A 16,027-nucleotide genomic window follows, 5' to 3' on the forward strand; every position below is an offset into this window, starting at 1 on the left:
GTGTTCGTTGGGGGGTTGTGTGGTTTGTGGGTGGCTGTCTTCTTGTTTGTGTTTTGGGGGTGTGTTGGTTCGCGGGGGTGGGGTGGGGTTTGTGTGGTGGGGGTTTGTTGGGGTGGGTTGTGTGGGGTTCGTTGTTGGGGGCTTGGGCTGTGCGGTCGGTTTGGGGGGTGTGTTGGGGGCCGCCTGTGCGGATGGGTGGCTGGTGATGGGACCGATGGGTGGTGCGGGGACGGGGTGTACTCATTGACAGGGGCCGTAGCGATGAGGGTTCGCATGGTCAGTGGGCGTAGTCGTACAGCTTCACAGGGATGGGAGCTGTTGCTGTAGGTCTTCTGGCGGTGGCGGGGGATTGTGTGGATAATTCCTGACACATCACGGGGGGAGGTGGACCACGTGTTGCGTCGGGTGCTGGTTACGGTGATCCTCGTTCTGCCTGTCGCGGCCTATGGAGCGGCTGATCGGCGGGAGTCCCGAGTTGTCCAGGTGGAGCGGCTGGTGGCGCCTGCGCGGGAACAGGCGGGGCCGATGGTGACCGCGGCGCCCAGGAGCGGGCGGGAGCCTGGGGAACCGTCGTCACCCGGGTTCCGGGCGCGGGATGTCACCCAACGGCTCGATCGGTTTCTGGCCGGTCGGCCTGGTCCGGTGAGTGCCATGGTCAAGGATCTGGCGACGGGGCGGGAGTATCGCTACCACCATCATGAGCGGCTGATCACCGCCAGCGCTGCGAAGACGCTCATCCTCATGGCGTTGCTGCGGAAGACGCCCTGGGGGCGACTCGGTCAGGCCGTTCGGCGCGACGCGGAGTTGATGATGCGCTACAGCGACAATCATGCCGCCGACCGGCTCTGGTTACGGATCGGCGGCGCGGCGGGCTTCACGAAGGCCGCCGAGGTGTTCGGGCTGCGGCACACGCGAGGGGTGCCCGGCGACTGCCTGGACCTGTACTGCTGGGGGATCACCAGGACGTCGGCCGAGGACCAGGTCAGGTTGATGGGCGCACTGGTGAAGAAGAGCGCCCTGAACGGCGACGGACGGGCTCAGGTGTTACGGCTCATGGGCAAGGTCGTCGCCGGGCAGGGCTGGGGGGTCAGCGCGGGCGCGTGCAAGGGGCAGTCGACGGCGCTGAAGAACGGGTGGCTGAAGCGGGTGTCCACCAAGCGGTGGGCGGTGGTGAGCGTCGGTGTCATCGGGCGAAGGTACGCGGTCGCCGTACTCACTGAGGGGAGTACGAACGTGAGCGACGGCGTCTCCACGGTGGAGGGCGTGGTAACCCGTGTTCTCGCGTCGTTCCGGAAATGCCAGGGGGCGTCAAGGCGTAACCAGCCGGTAGCCCACGCCGCGTACCGTCTGGATGAGCGCGTCGTCCTCGTCGCCCAGCCGGGCGCGCAGCCGCTTGACGTGGACGGCGATGGTGTTGGTGGAGGTGGTCTCGGCGGCGTTCCACACATTGTGCATGATCTGCTCGCGGGTGACCGTACGGTCGGCGTTGCGCATGAGGTAGTGAAGCAGCTCGAACTCGCGCAGCGGCAGATGCACAGCGCGGCCGGCGACACGGACCTGGTAGGCGCGCACGTCGAGCTCCACGTGGCCCACCCGAAGCAGGGAACGGGTGCCGGGTGCGGAGGCCTGTACGAACGGCAGCAGCTCCCGCACCCGGTACGGCCGCGCCACGCATGCCGCGGCACCGGCCGCGAGAGCCTGGACCGCCTGCTCGGCATGGCCTTCCCCGACGCCGAGTAGCACGGGTACGGCACGCGCCAGCCGTACCGCTCGGACGAAGTCGACCGCGCCGATGACCGGCAGCGTGGCCGAGACCAGCACCACGTCCGGCCGCAATGCTCCGGCCTGGAGCAGGGCCTGGGCGCCGTCGGGCGCACCGGTTACGTTGACGCCCTCGCGGGTGAGCGCGGCGGCCAGTTCGCGGACGATGCCGTCGTCCGGGTCGGCGACCAGCAGCACGGGCGCCGATCGAGTGTCGCTGTGCACTCCGGATGCCGGCTGCTGGTTGGTCATCAGCCGAAGCGTCCGGTGATGTAGTCCTCGGTCCGTTTGTCCGAGGGATTGGTGAAGATCCGGCTAGTTTCGTCAAACTCGACCAGGCGCCCGTGGCGCTCGCCCTGTTCGTCGAGTTCGGCGGTGAAGAAGGCCGTGCGGTCGGAGACGCGGGCGGCCTGCTGCATGTTGTGGGTGACGATCACGATCGTGTAATCGCGCTTCAGCTCCTGCATGAGGTCTTCGATCTTGGTGGTGGCGATCGGGTCGAGCGCCGAGCAGGGCTCGTCCATGAGGATCACGTCGGGGGTGACGGCGATGGCGCGGGCGATGCACAGGCGCTGCTGCTGGCCGCCGGACAGGGACAGCGCGTTCTGCTTGAGCTTGTCCTTGACCTCGTCCCAGAGGGCGGCCTTGGTGAGGGCGTCCTCGACCAGGTCGTCCATCTTGCCCTTCTTGCCGTTGACGCGGGGGCCGTAGGCGATGTTGTCGTAGATCGACTTGGGGAAGGGGTTGGGCTTCTGGAAGACCATGCCGATGCGGCGGCGGACCTCGATGGGGTCGACGTGGTCGCCGTAGAGGTCCTCGCCGTGGTAGGTGATCTTGCCGGCGGCGCGGGCGCCCGGGATCAGGTCGTTCATCCGGTTGAAGCAGCGCAGCACCGTGGACTTGCCGCAGCCGGACGGTCCGATCATCGCGGTGATCTCGCGGTTGCCGATGGTCAGGTCGACACCTCGGACGGCCTCGTAGGCGCCGTAGAAGACGCTGAGGCTCTCGACGGAGAAGACGGGATCCAGAGCCTCGATGTTGCGGGGCGCCTCAGGGCCTCGGACGGTGATGTTCGGCATCGAGGTTCCAATCTCAGACATTTCTTCCTCACCACCGCTTCTGATAGCGGTTGCGGAGCCAGATGGCGACGGAGTTCATCAGCAACAGGATCACCAGGAGGATCACGATCGCGGCCGCGCCGACGACCTGGACCTCGGGACGGGAGTTGGTGATCAGGTTGTAGATCTGGACGGGTAGCACGGAGAAGCTGCTGGACAGGCCGTCGGGGTTGAAGCGGACCAGCGTGGCCGCGCCGAGCAGCAGGAAGGGCGCCGCCTCGCCGATCGCGCGAGACAGCGCCAGGATGGAGCCGGTGGCGATGCCGGGTACCGACGCCGGCAGCACCTGCCGCCAGATCGTCTGCCACTGGGTGGCGCCGAGTGCCAGTGAGCCCTCGCGGATCGACGGCGGAACCGCCTTGATGGCCTCGCGAGACGAGATGATCACGATCGGGAGCACCAGGAGCGACAGCGTGATCGCGCCGGTGATCACCGACGGGCCGAGCCCGAACCCCCGGGAGATGACACCGAGGCCGAGGATGCCGTAGACGATCGAGGGCACGGCGGCGAGGTTGGCGATGTTGAGTTCGAGCAGCCGGTTGTACCACTTGGTGTTGTCGGCGTACTCCTCCAGGTAGACGGCCGCGAGTATGCCGGTGGGCAGCGCCATGAGCGCGGTCAGCGCGACGACCCAGATCGTCCCCATGATGCCGGACAGCACTCCGGCGGTGGCCGCGTTCACCGTACGCAGCGACGGGAAGTTCTGGAGCAGGTTGAGGTCGAGCCGGGGCCAGCCCTGCGTGACCACGTACACGAGCAGCACACCCAGGAAGACCATCGCGATCGCCAGGCTGGACAGCAGCGCGATGCGGAACAGGTGCTCCTTGAGCGGCCGGCCCCGGCCGGCCAGGCTGACGTTGGAGGCAGGCGTGGACAGGAACGCCATCAGTCGTACACCTCACGGTACTTCTGCACCATGCGGGCGCTGAACCAGTTCATCACGAAGGTGATGACGAACAGCAGCGAGCCCACTGCGAAGATCGTCTTGTAGGGAATCGAGCCGGTGGACAGGTCGCCCGCGCCGGCCTGGGCGATGAAGGCGGCCATCGTCGCCATCTCGCTGGTGGGGTCGAAGGTGAAGATCGACTTGAAGCCGCCGGCCACCGCCACGATCATGGTCTCGCCCGCGGCGCGGGAGACGGCCAGGATGACGGCGGCGACGATGCCGGAGAAGGCGGCGGGCACGACGACCCGGACCGACGTGAGCATCTTGGAGGCGCCGAGGGCGAAGGAGCCCTCGCGCAGGCCGTTGGGCACCGCGGCCATCGCGTCCTCGGACAGCGAGGCCACGATCGGGATGATCATAATGCCGACCAGCAGGCCGGCGGCGAGCGCGTTCTTCGCTTCGAGCTGCAGGAACGGGAAGACATCGTTGAGCAGCGGGGTCACGAAGGTGAGGGCGAAGTAGCCGAAGACGACCGTGGGGACACCGGCGAGGATCTCCAGGACCGGCTTGAAGAAGCGGCGCACCCTCGGCTTGGCGTACTCGGACAGGTAGATCGCCGCAGCCAGGCCGAGCGGGACGGCCACGACGACCGCGATCACCGTGATCTCCAGCGTGGCGACGACGATCGGCCAGACGCCGAACGTCGGCGGCTTGATCAGTGGTCCCCAGTCGAGCGAGCCGAAGAACTCGGCGACGCGGACCGCCTGGAAGAACTCGATCGTCGGCTCTACCAGGGAGTAGATGATGCCGACGGTGGTGAGGATGGAGACCAGGGTCGCCGCGAGCAGCAGCGTCTTGATGACGGTCTCTCCGTAACGCGGGCGCGACCGCGCCAGGGACCTGCCGGTCCCCGGAGCGGTCGCACGGTGCTGGGCTGCCATCAGCTCGCCTTCAGCGCGGTGATGTCGCTCTTGAGCTTGGCCTCCTGCTCGGCGTTCAGCGGAATGAACTTCGCCTCCCTGGCCAGCGAACCCGCGTTGGCGGCGAGGTAGTCGAGGAAGGCCGCGACCTCCGGCTTCTTGGCGGCGGGGGCGGAGGGGTAGACGTACAGGGGGCGCGACAGCGGGGTGTACTTGCCGCCCTGCGCCGCCTCGACGCTCGGGGCGACGCAGCCGCTGCCCGAGTCGATCTCGACGGCGTTCAGCTTGTCCGTGTTCTCCTCGAAGTAGGTGAACCCGAAGTAGCCGAGGCCGCCCTTGGCGCCCGCCACGCCGTTGACGATGTCATTGTCGTTCTCGGAGGGGCTGTAGTCCTTGCGGCTCGCGCCCTCCTCACCGTTGATCTCGTCGGTGAAGTAGTCGAAGGTGCCGGAGTCGGCGCCGGGGCCGTAGAGCTTCAGCGGCTCGGCCGGGAACGTGGCGTCGACGTCCTTCCAGGTCTTGACCTTGCCGTCGGCCGCAGGCTCCCACATCTTCTTGAGCTGGGCGGTGGTCAGGCACTTGGCCCAGGTGTTGGACTTGGGTACCACGACGGTCAGGGCGTCGGTGGCGACGGTGAGCTCGGTGAACTTGATGCTCTTGCCCTCGCAGAGGGTCTTCTCCTCGTCCTTGATCGGGCGGGAGGCGTTGGAGATGTCGATCTCGCCCGCGCAGAACTTCTCGAAGCCACCGCCGGTGCCCGAGGTGCCGACCGGGACCTTGACCTGGGGCTGCTCCTCGCCGAACGCCTCGCTGGCGACGGAGATGAGCGGCGCGACGGTGCTGGAACCGTCGATCTTGATCTCGCCGGTCAGTCCGGCGGCGGGCTCGGCGCCCGTGGCCGCGCCGCCCGTGGCCGCAGCGCCGGCTGTGCCGCCGTTGCCGCCGCTGCCACAGGCCGCCGCGAGGGAAACGACGAAGGCGGCCGTCGCCACCGCACTGAGGCGGCGCTGTCCACTGGTCACGGTTGTGTGTCCTTCTCCATGAGGGATCTGTCGTGCGTCAACGCCGATACAACTCGGGGAAAGTGAACGGCAATGAAACGAGCCGTGACCTGTGACGGAAGTCGTGTGCGGCCTCGTGTGAATAGGGCGCCAAGCGGCATGCTGGATCCATGACGTACCGCATATGTCTGGTCTGTATGGGAAATATCTGCCGATCGCCGATGGCGGAGGCGGTGCTGCGCGCCACCATCGCCGAGCACGGCCTGGACGGGGTCGTGGTCGAGAGCGCGGGCACGGGCGGCTGGCACGCGGGCGGCCCCATGGACGAGCGGGCGGCGAGGACGCTGGCCGCGAACGGCTACGACGGAGCCGGGCACCGGGCCAGGCAGTTCACGCGGTCGTGGTTCGAGGAGTACGACCTGGTCCTGGCCATGGACAGGGACAACCAGCGGGAGTTGCAGCGGCTCGCGGACGGGCCGGTCCGGTTGTTCCGCTCCTTCGACCCGGCGGCGCCGCGCGACGCGGAGGTCCCGGACCCCTATTACGGTGGTCAGGACGGCTTCGACATCGTGCTCAGGCAGGTGGAGGCGGCGGCGGAGGGCCTGGCCAAGTGGCTGGCCGATGAGATCCGTTAGGGACCTGGGCTCCTCCCACAGTTGGCGGCTCCAGCGCGGCCGCTGGTCCGACGGTCGCGAGGTCTTCGCCAAGACCGGAGTCGTTTGCCCGCCGTTCACCTTGGAGTTGTTTCCCTCGGAGGCCGCCGGGCTGCGGTGGCTGGGGGAGGCGATCGCCGTACCCGAGGTGATCGAGGTGAGCGGGGAGCGGCTGGTGCTGTCGTGGGTGGAGACGGAGCGGCCCACGCCCGGTGCGGCCGAGCGGTTCGGGCGGGCGCTCGCGCGCATGCACCGGGCGGGGGCGGAGTCGTTCGGCGCGCCGTGGCCGGGGTTCATCGCCGACCTGCCGATGGACAACGCGCCCGCGCCCGGCTGGCCGGCCTTCTACGCGGCCCGCCGCATCCTGCCCTTCGTACGGCCCGCAGGACTGCCCGCCGGGCCCTTCGAGGCGCTGGCCGCCCGGCTCGCCTCGCTCGCGGGTCCCGAGGAGCCGCCCGCCCGCATCCACGGCGACCTGTGGAACGGCAACATCCTGTGGTCGGGCGGCACCGGGGTGCTCATCGACCCGGCCGCGCACGGCGGGCACCGGGAGAGCGACCTCGCGATGCTGGCGTTGTTCGGCGCGCCGTACCTGGACCGGATCATGGGCGCCTACCAGGAGGTGCACCCGCTGCACCCGATCCTGATCCACGCCGTTCTGTACGGCGGAGGCTACCGGGATCAGGCGATGGACCTGGCCGCTCAGCTGTTGAGGTGATCGAGGACCTTCTGGTGAAGGGTGCCGTTGGTGCACACGAGGCTGCCGCCGTCGAGGCTGGGGACGCCGGCCACGTCGGTCCAGCGGCCGCCGGCCTCCTGGACGATCACCGTGAGCGCGGCGATGTCCCACCGCGACAGCTCGGGCTCGGCGGACAGGTCGACGGAGCCCTCTGCGACCATCAGGTGCGACCAGAAGTCGCCGTACGCGCGGGTACGCCAGCAGGCGCGGGTCAGCCCCAGGAAGTTGTCGAGTCTGCCCGCCTCCTCCCAGCCGTCGATGCTGGAGTAGGAGAAGGAGGCGTCGCCGAGTTCGCTCACGCCGGAGACTCGCATGCGGGTGGCCCTGGTCAGGTCGCGGCCGGTCCAGGCGCCGCCGCCCTTGGCCGCCCACCAGCGCTTGCCCAGCGCGGGGGCCGACACCATGCCGACGACGACCTCGTCGTGGTCGGCGAGCGCGATCAGCGTGGCCCAGACGGGGACGCCGCGCACGTAGTTCTTGGTGCCGTCGATCGGGTCGATCACCCAGGACCTGGCGCCCCTGCCGCTCTCGCCGAACTCCTCGCCGATGACCGCGTCGCGGGGGCGCGCCCGGCGCAGCGCGCCCCGGATCGCCTCCTCGACCGCCCGGTCGGCGTCGCTGACCGGGGTCAGGTCGGGTTTGGTCTCGACCTGGAGGTCGACGGCCTTGAAGCGCCGCATGGTGAGGTCGTCGGCGGCGTCGGCCATGACGTGTGCGAGGCGCAGATCGTCGGTGTAGTCCGTCACAAGGGGTCACGCTATCGCGCCGGGCGTTCCTTTTGGGTTACTGGCCAGTAGCATGAGGACATGTCATTCGATGTGGGCGCCTTCCTTCTGCAGACCGTCCCGTTCGCCCAGACCCTCGGCATCGTCTTCGACAAGGTCGAGGACGGGTACGCCGTCTGCCGCCTGCCCGATCGGGCGGACCTGCACAACCATGTCGGCGGGCCGCACGCGGGGGCCATGTTCACGCTCGCGGAGTCGGCGTCGGGGGCGGCGATGCTGACGGTGTTCGGGGACCAGCTGAGCCGGGCCGTACCGCTGGCGATGGGGTCGCAGGTGCGCTACCTCAAGCTGGCGATGGGGGAGGTCGCCGCAGAGGCGTGGCTGCTCGGTGACCGGGACGCGGTGGTCGCCGAGCTGGACGCCGGGCGGCGTCCGGAGTTCGATGTGCGGGTCGAGGTGAAGAACGCCGACGGCACGGTGGTGTGCACGCTGACGGTCTCCTGGACCCTGCGCCCGAACAGGTAGGTAGCCCTCACTCCTCCGGGTCGCGCGTGGTGAGGAGGCGGCGCAGCGAGGCGAGGCGGGCTGGGTCGGCGTTGCCCTCGGTGACCCAGGCGTCGAGGGCGCAGTCGGGGCCCAGGTGGGTGCAGCCCTTGGGGCAGTGGACGGTGCCCTCGATGAGGTCGGGGAAGGAGGCCAGCACGGTCTCGGTGGAGATGTGCGCCAGGCCGAAGCTGCGCACGCCCGGCGTGTCGATGATCCAGCCGCCGCCGGGGAGTTCGAGGGCGACGGCGGAGGTCGAGGTGTGACGGCCCCGGCCGGTCACCGCGTTGACGTGGGACACGGCGCGGTTGGCGTCCGGCACCAGGGCGTTGACCAGCGTGGACTTGCCGACGCCCGAGTGGCCGACCAGGACGCTCACCCGCCCGTCGAGATGGGCGCGCAGCTCGTCGAGCTCGCCGCCCTTGTGCACGACCACGTGCGGGACGCCCAGCGGCCGATACAGCGCGAGCAACTCGCCGGCGTCGGCCAGGTCGGACTTGGTGAGGCACAGCAGCGGCTCGATGTCGGCGTCGAACGCGGCCACCAGGATGCGGTCGATCATGCGCGGGCGCGGCGGCGGCTCGGCGAGGGCGGTGACGATGACGAGCTGGTCGGCGTTGGCGACGACGGGCCGCTCGATGCCGTCGGTGTCGTCGGTGTCGTCGGCCGAGCGGCGCAGCATCGAGGTGCGCGGCTCGACCCGGACGATGCGGGCCAGGGCGTCGGGGGCGCCCGAGACGTCGCCGACGATGGCCACCCGGTCGCCGACCACGATGCCCTTGCGGCCCAGCTCGCGGGCCTTCATCGCGACCACGAGGCGTCTGGCGGCCGTCCGCTTCTTGCGGTTGCCGCGGTCGGGGGACTCGACCAGGGAGGTATAGCGGCCACGGTCGACCGCGACGACGAAGCCCTCGACGGCGTCGTCGTGGGCAGGACGGATCCGGGTCCTCGGCCGGGAGCCCTTGCCCGGCCTGACCCTGACGTCGTCCTCGTCGTACTCCCGCTTCCTCAGCGGTCTTCGCCCCCCAGCATCTCCCCCCACATCCGAGTGAACTCGGGAAGGGTTTTACCCGTTGTGGAGATGTTCTCCACTTGGACGCCGCTCACGGCCAGGCCGATGACGGCGCCGGCCGTGGCCATCCGGTGGTCGGCGTAGCTGTGGAAGACGCCGCCGTGCAGCGGGCGCGGCCGGATGATCAGGCCGTCGTAGGTCTCCTCCGCGTCGCCGCCCAGGCGGTTGATCTCGTTGACGAGCGCGGCGAGCCGGTCGGTCTCGTGTCCGCGCAGGTGCGCGATGCCCCGGATGCGGCTCGGCGAGGTCGCCAGCGCGGCCAGGGCGGCGATCGTGGGCGTCAGCTCGCCGACATCGCGCAGGTTGGCGTCGAGCCCCCGGATCGGCCCGCCGCCGGTGACGACGAGGTCGGCGGAGGCGGCGGTGGTGTTCGTGAGGGCGACGCCCGCGCCCATCAGAGTCAGCAGGCGGCGGAGCTCGTCGCCGGGCTGCGTGGTGGACAGCGGCCAGCCGGGGACGGTGACGCTGCCGCCGGCGACCATCGCGGCCGCCAGGAAGGGGGCGGCGTTGGACAGGTCGGGCTCGACCGTGAACTCGCGGGCGGCGATCGGGCCGGGCGCGACGCGCCACACGTCCGGCTCGGAGTCGTCGACGGCGACGCCGACCTCTCGAAGCATCTGGACGGTCATCCGGATGTGCGGCTGCGAGGGGATCGGCGGCCCGTCGTGCCTGATCGTGACGCCCTTCTCGAACCGGGCGGCGGCGAGCATCAGGCCGGAGACGAACTGCGACGAGCCGGACGCGTCGATCGTCACCTCGCCGCCGGAGACCGGCCCGTGGATGGTGAACGGCAGGGCGTCGTTGTCGATCCGGGCGCCCAGCGCGCGCAGCGCGTCGAGTATCGGGCCCATCGGACGCTTGCGGGCGTGTTCGTCGCCGTCGAAGAAGACCGGGCCGTCCGACATGGCCGCCAGCGGCGGGACGAACCGCATCACGGTGCCCGCGAGACCCACGTCGATCCGGGCGCCGTCGGCGACCGGGCCGGGCGTGACGTGCCAGTCGACGCTCTCCGACGTCTCGGCGATCGGCTCGAAGACGGCGCCCAGCGCCCTCAGCGCGGCGACCATGAGGTCGGCGTCGCGGCTGCGCAGCGCTCGGCGCACGACGCCGGGACCGTCGGCGAGGGCGGCCAGCGGCAGGGCGCGGTTGGTGACCGACTTGGATCCGGGCAGGCGGACGGTCGCCGTGATCGGGGCGGTCGCGACCGGGGCCGGCCAGTGCTCAGCGGACATGGTCAAAGCCTACTCGCTGGGGGGAACCCGGCCGCTCAGCCCGGGACCAGGACGGCGCGGCCCTGGATCTCCCCCCGCCGGAGGCGGTCCAGGACGGTCTGCGCCTCGGACAGGGGGTGGCGCTCGGCACGGACCCTGATGCGGCCCTGCCGGGCCAGGGCCACCACCTCGTGCAGGTCGCGCCGCGTCCCCGCGTACGGCGTGGACAGGGTCGCGCCCCAGGGCAGGCCCGCAGCGGAGCCGTCCGCGGTGAACGGGATCGAGCCGCCCGCGAGGCCCACCGCGGACAGGTGACCGTACGAGCCGACGATCGAGGCGGCCAGCCGCAGCGTGGGCTCCGTGCCGACGAAGTCGAGCACCAGGTCGGCCCCCACCCCCGAGGTGAGGTCCAGGACGCGGGCGGCGGCGTCGGCGTCGGACGGGACGGCCGCGTCGGCGCCGTAGCCTTCGGCGGCCGCGAGCTTGGCGGGGTCCACGTCCACGGCGACGATCCGGCTGCCGGTGATCGCGCGCAGGATCTGCACCGCCATGTGACCGAGCCCGCCGACGCCGATCACCACGGCGGTCGCCGACGGGGTGAGGAGGGGCAGGGCGCGGGAGACCACGTGGTACGGCGTGAGCGCGGCGTCGGCCAGCGGGGCGGAGTCGACGGGGTCGAGGTCGCCCAAGGGGACGAGGAACCTGGCGGGGACGAGGAGGTAGTCGGCCATCGCGCCGGGATGTCCGAGGCCGGGGCCGGGGACGATGCGCCGGGCGAAGCGTTCGCAGGCGTTGTCCGTGCCGTCCGCGCAGCGGCGGCACAGGCCGCAGCCCCACGCGATGTAGGCGAGCGCGTGCTGGCCGATCTCCCAGCCGGTGACGCCGGGACCGAGGGCGGCGATCCGTCCCGCCGGCTCGTGGCCGAGCGTCATCGGGTACGGCATCCCGTCCGTGTGGAGCAGGTGCAGGTCGGAGTGGCAGACACCGGATCCGGTGATCTGGAGGAGGATCTCGCCGGGGCCCGGCTCCGGTACGTCCACGTCGCGGAGCTCGGCCTTGTGGGGGGCGACGAGCTGGAAGGCCTTCATGGGCCGACCCTACCGACCTTGATCCGCGGGCCGAGCGGTGTGACAGGCTGGAGGTCATGTGCGGTAGATACGCGTCGGCGCGGAAGAAGCACGAGCTGCTGGAGGAGTTCGAGGTCGAACTCGACCCCGAGCCCGACCAGGAGCTTGAGCCCGACTACAACGTGGCGCCGACCAAGCAGGTCTACGCGGTCCTCAGCCGTGTGCCTGAGGAGGCCAAGCGGGCCGTGCGTCAGCTGAGGGTCGTCAAGTGGGGTCTGGTGCCCGTGTGGGCGAAGGACCCGTCGATCGGCTCGCGGATGATCAACGCGCGGGCCGAGACGCTGGCCGAGAAGCCCGCCTACAAGCAGGCGTTCGCCAAGCGCCGGTGCCTGATCCCGGCGGACGGCTACTTCGAGTGGATGCCCGTGGAGGGCGACAAGAAGCGGAAGCAGCCGTACTTCATCCACCCGGAGGACGGCGGGGTGCTGGCGATGGCCGGGCTGTACGAGTTCTGGAAGGACCGGACACGGGCCGACGACGACCCGCTCAAATGGCTGGTCACCTGCACGGTCATCACGACGGACGCCGAGGACGAGCTCGGCCACATCCACGACAGGATGCCGATGATGATCGAGCGCGAGCGCTGGGCCGAGTGGCTCGACCCGACGCTGACCGACACCGAGACGGCCTCGGGCCTGCTGGTGCCCGCGCAGTCGGGGCGGCTGACGGCGTACGCGGTCTCGACCGAGGTCAACAATGTACGGAACAACGGCCCGGACCTCATCAAACCTCTACCTCCAGGTGAAGAAGCCGCTCTCTTCTAGAGAGGTGTAAGAAGCAGTCTTTGCGGGCATCCGGTGAGGAAAGCGATGCATCCGTTCACTCGGTGTCACCGCCGCATTCGCCCCTGAAGCACGCCAGGCGGGACTGCCGGGGAGTCTCGTCGGGCTCCCCACGCCTACCCGGAGGTGCGGATCCGTGGACAGCGCGACCGCTGCTCGTGACCGTCTGAAGACCATGCTGGCCGAGATCGACCGCTCGATCGGGATACTCGCGGGCGAACCCGTGGCCGTCCGCGACCGGTCCTCGGCCGACGCCGGATCCGACCTCACCGACGCCGACCGCGTCCAGGCGATGGTGACCGCCGCCTCCGCCCACCGCCGCGCCGTCGTCGAGGCGCTCGGCCGCGTGGACGACGGCACGTACGGCGAGTGCGTCGACTGCCGCAAACCGGTACCGGAAGGGCGGCTGGAGGCCCGGCCGGAGGCGGCGCGCTGCGTGCAGTGCCAGTCGCGGAAGGAACGCCGCCGCTAGCCCACGGCCTTGCGGGCGCTGGCCACCAGGTGGATGCCGACGGTGTCGTCGTCGTCCGGGTGGGCCTCCAGTTCGGTGCGCACCAGCCAGGCCAGCGACTTGGCGTCGCTGCCCAGCACGTGGTCGACGGTCGAGGGGGACAGCACGGTGCGCGGCCGTACCCACTCGACCTCGAGGCCCGCGCCCATCAGCAGCTCGCGCAACTGGCCGCTGCTGAAGCACCGGGTGATGCCGCCGTCCGGCCAGGGCACCAGCATGACCTCGCCGGTCTGGGTGAGGTGCTTCCACTGCCCCTGCTCGGCCAGGATCGCCATGCCGAGCACCAGCGAGTCGACGCACACGAGCACCCGTCCGCCGGGCCGCAGCACCCGGGCCACGTCGAGCATCGCCGATTCGGCCATCAGCTCGACCGACATCGCCCGCTCCTCGGCCACGACCGCGTCGACGCTCTCGTCGGGCAGGAAGGCGAGGTCGTCGGAGCGCACCTGGCGCACCCTGATGTCGCGCAGCCGGGGCTGCTCGGCCGTACGGCGGAAGTCGACGACCTCGATGACCTTGTGCCCGGCCTGCGCGGCCTGGCCCGACCACCTCCCCCTGCCGCCTGACAGGTCGAGGACGACGGAGGGCCGGCCGGGGAGCCAACCGTTCAGTTGCTCGGCGACGACCGCTCGATAGAAGGTCCAGTACGGCCCGAGTGTCCCCGAGCCGTTGAGTTCCTCGGCCGGAATGGGCAGCACACGCGACTCCTGGGTTCCGGGTTTATGGCTACCAGCCGGTACATAGGTTTTTTCCCCGCACCGGGTTGTTCGTCACCTTCTATCTTGCGGGAACAGACGCGGGCGCGGGTGTGTTGCGACGAGCATGCTCGCTGTTGTTGAAAGTACCGGCCGCGCGGCCGGTCGCCCGCCTGTGGCACCCCGCCCCCGTGACCGGGGATCGGAGGCCGAGCGGGTATCCTCCCCTGAGTACGGTGTCCCGCGACAGTCGGCCACCGGTGATCTTAGGGGGGTGGGTCCGGTGCCCGCGACAGGCACGGAGACTCTGGAGCAGCGCGGTCAGCGGTTCGAGCGCGACGTCATGCCGTACCTTGAGCAGCTCTACTCCGCGGCCCTTCGGATGACCCGGAATCCGGCCGATGCGGAGGACCTGCTCCAGGAGACCTTCGCCAAGGCGTTCGCCTCGTTCCACCAGTTCCAGGAAGGCACGAACCTCAAGGCGTGGCTCTACCGGATCCTGACCAACACCTTCATCAACAGTTACCGCAAGAAGCAGCGTGAGCCGAAGCAGTCAGGAACCGAGGAGATCGAGGACTGGCAGCTCGCGCGCGCCGAGTCCCACACCTCCAGCGGACTCAAGTCCGCCGAGGTCGAGGCGCTCGAACATCTGCCCGACGGTGACATCAAGCAGGCTCTGGCGGCGCTCCCCGAGGAGTTCCGCATCGCGGTCTACCTGGCCGACGTCGAAGGTTTTCCGTACAAGGAGATCGCCGAGATCATGGGCACGCCCATCGGCACGGTGATGTCCAGGCTCCATCGCGGACGAAGGCAGTTGCGAGGGCTTCTCGAGGACTATGCTCGCGAGCGTGGCCTGGTCCCGGCGGAGGGGTCGAAATGAGCTGTGGCAACCCGCACGACACCGACTGTCGCGAGGTGCTGGACAAGGTCTACGCCTATCTCGACGGCGAGTTGGGCGAGGGTGACTGCGTCGACATAAGAGTCCATCTGGACGAGTGCGACCCGTGCCTGCAGGAATACGACCTGGACAAGGTCGTCAAGCAACTGGTGGCCAAGCACTGCGGGTGCGATCCGGTGCCTTCCGACCTGCGTTCCAAAGTGCTCGACCGCATTCAGCAGGTCAGGGCGGAGCTGTCCGACTAAGCTCGTTGCCATGCGCGTGCTGGTCACCGGAGGAGCCGGGTTCATCGGGTCGCATGTCGTCGATCGCCTGCTGGCGGACGGGCACGAGGTGTTCGTCGTCGACGACCTGTCGTCGGGCAGCACGGACAACCTCTCGGCCGCGTTCGACAGCGGGCGCTTCCACTTCCACGAGCTCGACATCCGCGATCCCGGGCTGGGCGCGTTGGTCGTGGAGTGGAAACCGGAGGTCGTCTGCCACCTGGCCGCCCAGATCAGTGTGCGCAGGAGCGTGGCCGACCCGATCCACGACGCCAGGGTCAACGTCGAGGGTACGGCGTGCGTGCTGGGCGCCGCCCGCGAGGGCGGTTCGCGCAAGGTGGTGTTCGCCTCCTCCGTCGCGGTGTACGGCCATCCGCCGGTGATCCCGGTGCCCGGTGACGCGCCCACGGATCCGCGTTCGCCGTACGCGGCCTCGAAGCTGGGCGCGGAGGCGTACCTGTCGAGCTACCGCGCCCTGTACGGGCTGGACTTCACGACGTTGGTCCTGGCCAACGTCTACGGGCCGCGCCAGTCGGCCGCGGGCGAGGCGGGGGTGGTGGCGATCTTCACCGACGCCCTGGTCGACGGCAAGCCCACGGTCCTGTACGGCGACGGCACCCAGACCCGCGACTACGTGTTCGTGGCCGACATCGCCGACGCCTTCGTCGGGGCCTGCGGGTCCGAGGGCGGCGGCAGGCGCTTCAACCTGGGCACCGGCCTGCAGACGACCGACCGCAGGCTGCACTCGATCATCGCCGACGCGGCCGGCGCCAACGACAAGCCGGGGTTCGCGCCGCCGCGTCTGGGTGACCTGCCGGCGATGGCGGTCGACCCGGTGCCCGCCTACGAGGGGCTGGGGTGGCTGCCGCGCACCGAGTTGGGCGAGGGGTTGCGGGCGACGGTCGAGTGGCGCCGGAGTTGCCGCAGGTAGTGGCTTGATTACGCTTTGCTTGCGATTCTCGACTCCGCCCGTTTCCCCACGGTGACTTCTGTAGCGTGATGCACGGATATCGATGTGGAGGACGTGGATGTTGAAGGTCGTCGCCGTCCGGCTGCTCACCGCTCTCATGCCGGTCGCTGCTGTGGTTCTGCTCGTGGCGGGCGGCGGGGAGGCCATGCCGC

18 protein-coding genes and 1 pseudogene are annotated in these 16,027 nt (G+C 69.9%); 9 read left to right on the forward strand and 10 right to left on the reverse strand.

The features are described from left to right. Nucleotides 1-810 precede the first annotated feature (810 nt). Nucleotides 811-1,158 (forward strand): annotated as a pseudogene (locus ABD120_RS09235) (serine hydrolase); the annotation flags it as partial. A gap of 150 nt (nt 1,159-1,308) precedes the next feature. On the opposite strand, the gene ABD120_RS09240 reads toward ABD120_RS09235, so the two are convergent. From ABD120_RS09240 to ABD120_RS09260, 5 genes are read right to left on the reverse strand one after another with little or no spacing between them, the layout of a single operon-like run. Next, complete coding sequence (locus tag ABD120_RS09240) at nt 1,309-2,013, reverse strand: response regulator transcription factor (protein WP_343949328.1); 705 nt, start codon at nt 2,011-2,013, stop codon at nt 1,309-1,311. Then, a complete protein-coding gene (gene pstB / locus ABD120_RS09245; RefSeq protein WP_343949666.1) occupies nt 2,013-2,840 on the reverse strand; it encodes a phosphate ABC transporter ATP-binding protein PstB in 828 nt (275 codons plus the stop codon). Before pstB ends, ABD120_RS09240 begins: the two co-directional genes overlap by 1 nt. Nucleotides 2,841-2,868: 28 nt before the next feature. Then, entirely contained in the window at nt 2,869-3,765 is an 897-nt protein-coding gene (gene pstA / locus ABD120_RS09250) for a phosphate ABC transporter permease PstA (protein ID WP_343949329.1), read from the reverse strand. Next, the gene (gene pstC / locus ABD120_RS09255) at nt 3,765-4,706 is read right to left on the reverse strand and encodes a phosphate ABC transporter permease subunit PstC (RefSeq protein ID WP_343949330.1); all 942 of its coding nucleotides are present in this window, start codon (nt 4,704-4,706) and stop codon (nt 3,765-3,767) included. The genes pstA and pstC overlap by 1 nt, the downstream gene beginning before the upstream one ends. Beyond that, a complete protein-coding gene (locus ABD120_RS09260) occupies nt 4,706-5,707 on the reverse strand; it encodes a PstS family phosphate ABC transporter substrate-binding protein (protein WP_343949331.1) in 1,002 nt (333 codons plus the stop codon). Before ABD120_RS09260 ends, pstC begins: the two co-directional genes overlap by 1 nt. A 149-nt stretch (nt 5,708-5,856) precedes the next feature. Here ABD120_RS09260 and ABD120_RS09265 point away from each other — a divergent pair, with 149 nt between their 5' ends. Together ABD120_RS09265 and ABD120_RS09270 are read left to right on the forward strand one after the other, a co-directional pair. Beyond that, complete coding sequence (locus ABD120_RS09265) at nt 5,857-6,321, forward strand: low molecular weight protein-tyrosine-phosphatase (RefSeq protein WP_343949332.1); 465 nt, start codon at nt 5,857-5,859, stop codon at nt 6,319-6,321. Continuing rightward, nucleotides 6,308-7,057, forward strand: a complete 750-nt coding sequence (locus ABD120_RS09270) for a fructosamine kinase family protein (RefSeq protein WP_343949333.1) — start codon at nt 6,308-6,310, stop codon at nt 7,055-7,057. Before ABD120_RS09265 ends, ABD120_RS09270 begins: the two co-directional genes overlap by 14 nt. Here the strand turns inward: ABD120_RS09270 and hisN are convergent. After that, nucleotides 7,042-7,785 (reverse strand): histidinol-phosphatase, encoded by a 744-nt coding sequence (gene hisN / locus ABD120_RS09275; RefSeq protein WP_425563955.1) that lies wholly within the window; start codon nt 7,783-7,785, stop codon nt 7,042-7,044. The two genes, ABD120_RS09270 and hisN, sit on opposite strands and share 16 nt — an antisense overlap. A gap of 99 nt (nt 7,786-7,884) precedes the next feature. Here hisN and ABD120_RS09280 point away from each other — a divergent pair, with 99 nt between their 5' ends. Beyond that, on the forward strand, nt 7,885-8,328 hold the full coding sequence (locus tag ABD120_RS09280; RefSeq protein ID WP_343949335.1) for a DUF4442 domain-containing protein: 444 nt from the start codon (nt 7,885-7,887) through the stop codon (nt 8,326-8,328). A gap of 7 nt (nt 8,329-8,335) precedes the next feature. Here ABD120_RS09280 and rsgA read toward each other — a convergent pair whose 3' ends face one another. The 3 genes from rsgA to ABD120_RS09295 are packed head-to-tail and all read right to left on the reverse strand — an operon-like array spanning nt 8,336 to nt 11,717. Beyond that, entirely contained in the window at nt 8,336-9,358 is a 1,023-nt protein-coding gene (gene rsgA, locus ABD120_RS09285) for a ribosome small subunit-dependent GTPase A (protein ID WP_343949667.1), read from the reverse strand. Next, nucleotides 9,355-10,650, reverse strand: a complete 1,296-nt coding sequence (gene aroA / locus ABD120_RS09290; protein WP_343949336.1) for a 3-phosphoshikimate 1-carboxyvinyltransferase — start codon at nt 10,648-10,650, stop codon at nt 9,355-9,357. Before aroA ends, rsgA begins: the two co-directional genes overlap by 4 nt. A gap of 35 nt (nt 10,651-10,685) precedes the next feature. Continuing rightward, complete coding sequence (locus ABD120_RS09295; protein ID WP_343949337.1) at nt 10,686-11,717, reverse strand: NAD(P)-dependent alcohol dehydrogenase; 1,032 nt, start codon at nt 11,715-11,717, stop codon at nt 10,686-10,688. A 56-nt stretch (nt 11,718-11,773) separates the two neighbouring features. Between ABD120_RS09295 and ABD120_RS09300 the strand changes: the two genes are divergently transcribed. Both ABD120_RS09300 and ABD120_RS09305 read left to right on the forward strand, forming a co-directional pair. Continuing rightward, nucleotides 11,774-12,520, forward strand: a complete 747-nt coding sequence (locus ABD120_RS09300; protein WP_343949338.1) for an SOS response-associated peptidase — start codon at nt 11,774-11,776, stop codon at nt 12,518-12,520. 154 nt (nt 12,521-12,674) lie between these two features. Then, on the forward strand, nt 12,675-13,010 hold the full coding sequence (locus ABD120_RS09305; RefSeq protein ID WP_343949339.1) for a TraR/DksA family transcriptional regulator: 336 nt from the start codon (nt 12,675-12,677) through the stop codon (nt 13,008-13,010). Here the strand turns inward: ABD120_RS09305 and ABD120_RS09310 are convergent. Beyond that, a complete protein-coding gene (locus ABD120_RS09310) occupies nt 13,007-13,747 on the reverse strand; it encodes a class I SAM-dependent methyltransferase (protein WP_343949340.1) in 741 nt (246 codons plus the stop codon). The genes ABD120_RS09305 and ABD120_RS09310 overlap by 4 nt on opposite strands. Nucleotides 13,748-14,018: 271 nt before the next feature. On the opposite strand from ABD120_RS09310, the gene ABD120_RS09315 reads away from it, so the two are divergent. The 3 genes from ABD120_RS09315 to ABD120_RS09325 are packed head-to-tail and all read left to right on the forward strand — an operon-like array spanning nt 14,019 to nt 15,836. Then, nucleotides 14,019-14,624, forward strand: coding sequence for a sigma-70 family RNA polymerase sigma factor (locus ABD120_RS09315; protein ID WP_343949341.1), 606 nt, complete (start codon nt 14,019-14,021; stop codon nt 14,622-14,624). Continuing rightward, nucleotides 14,621-14,887: a mycothiol system anti-sigma-R factor gene (gene rsrA / locus ABD120_RS09320; RefSeq protein ID WP_343949342.1), complete on the forward strand. Its 267-nt coding sequence runs from the start codon at nt 14,621-14,623 to the stop codon at nt 14,885-14,887. The genes ABD120_RS09315 and rsrA overlap by 4 nt, the downstream gene beginning before the upstream one ends. Nucleotides 14,888-14,897: 10 nt before the next feature. Beyond that, nucleotides 14,898-15,836 carry an NAD-dependent epimerase/dehydratase family protein gene (locus tag ABD120_RS09325; RefSeq protein ID WP_343949343.1) on the forward strand — a complete coding sequence of 313 codons (939 nt, stop codon included), beginning with the start codon at nt 14,898-14,900 and terminating at the stop codon, nt 15,834-15,836. Nucleotides 15,837-16,027: the final 191 nt, after the last annotated feature.

Origin of the sequence: Nonomuraea longicatena (genome assembly GCF_039525605.1) — a bacterium.
In the GTDB taxonomy this organism is placed as follows: Bacteria; Actinomycetota; Actinomycetes; order Streptosporangiales; family Streptosporangiaceae; genus Nonomuraea; species Nonomuraea longicatena.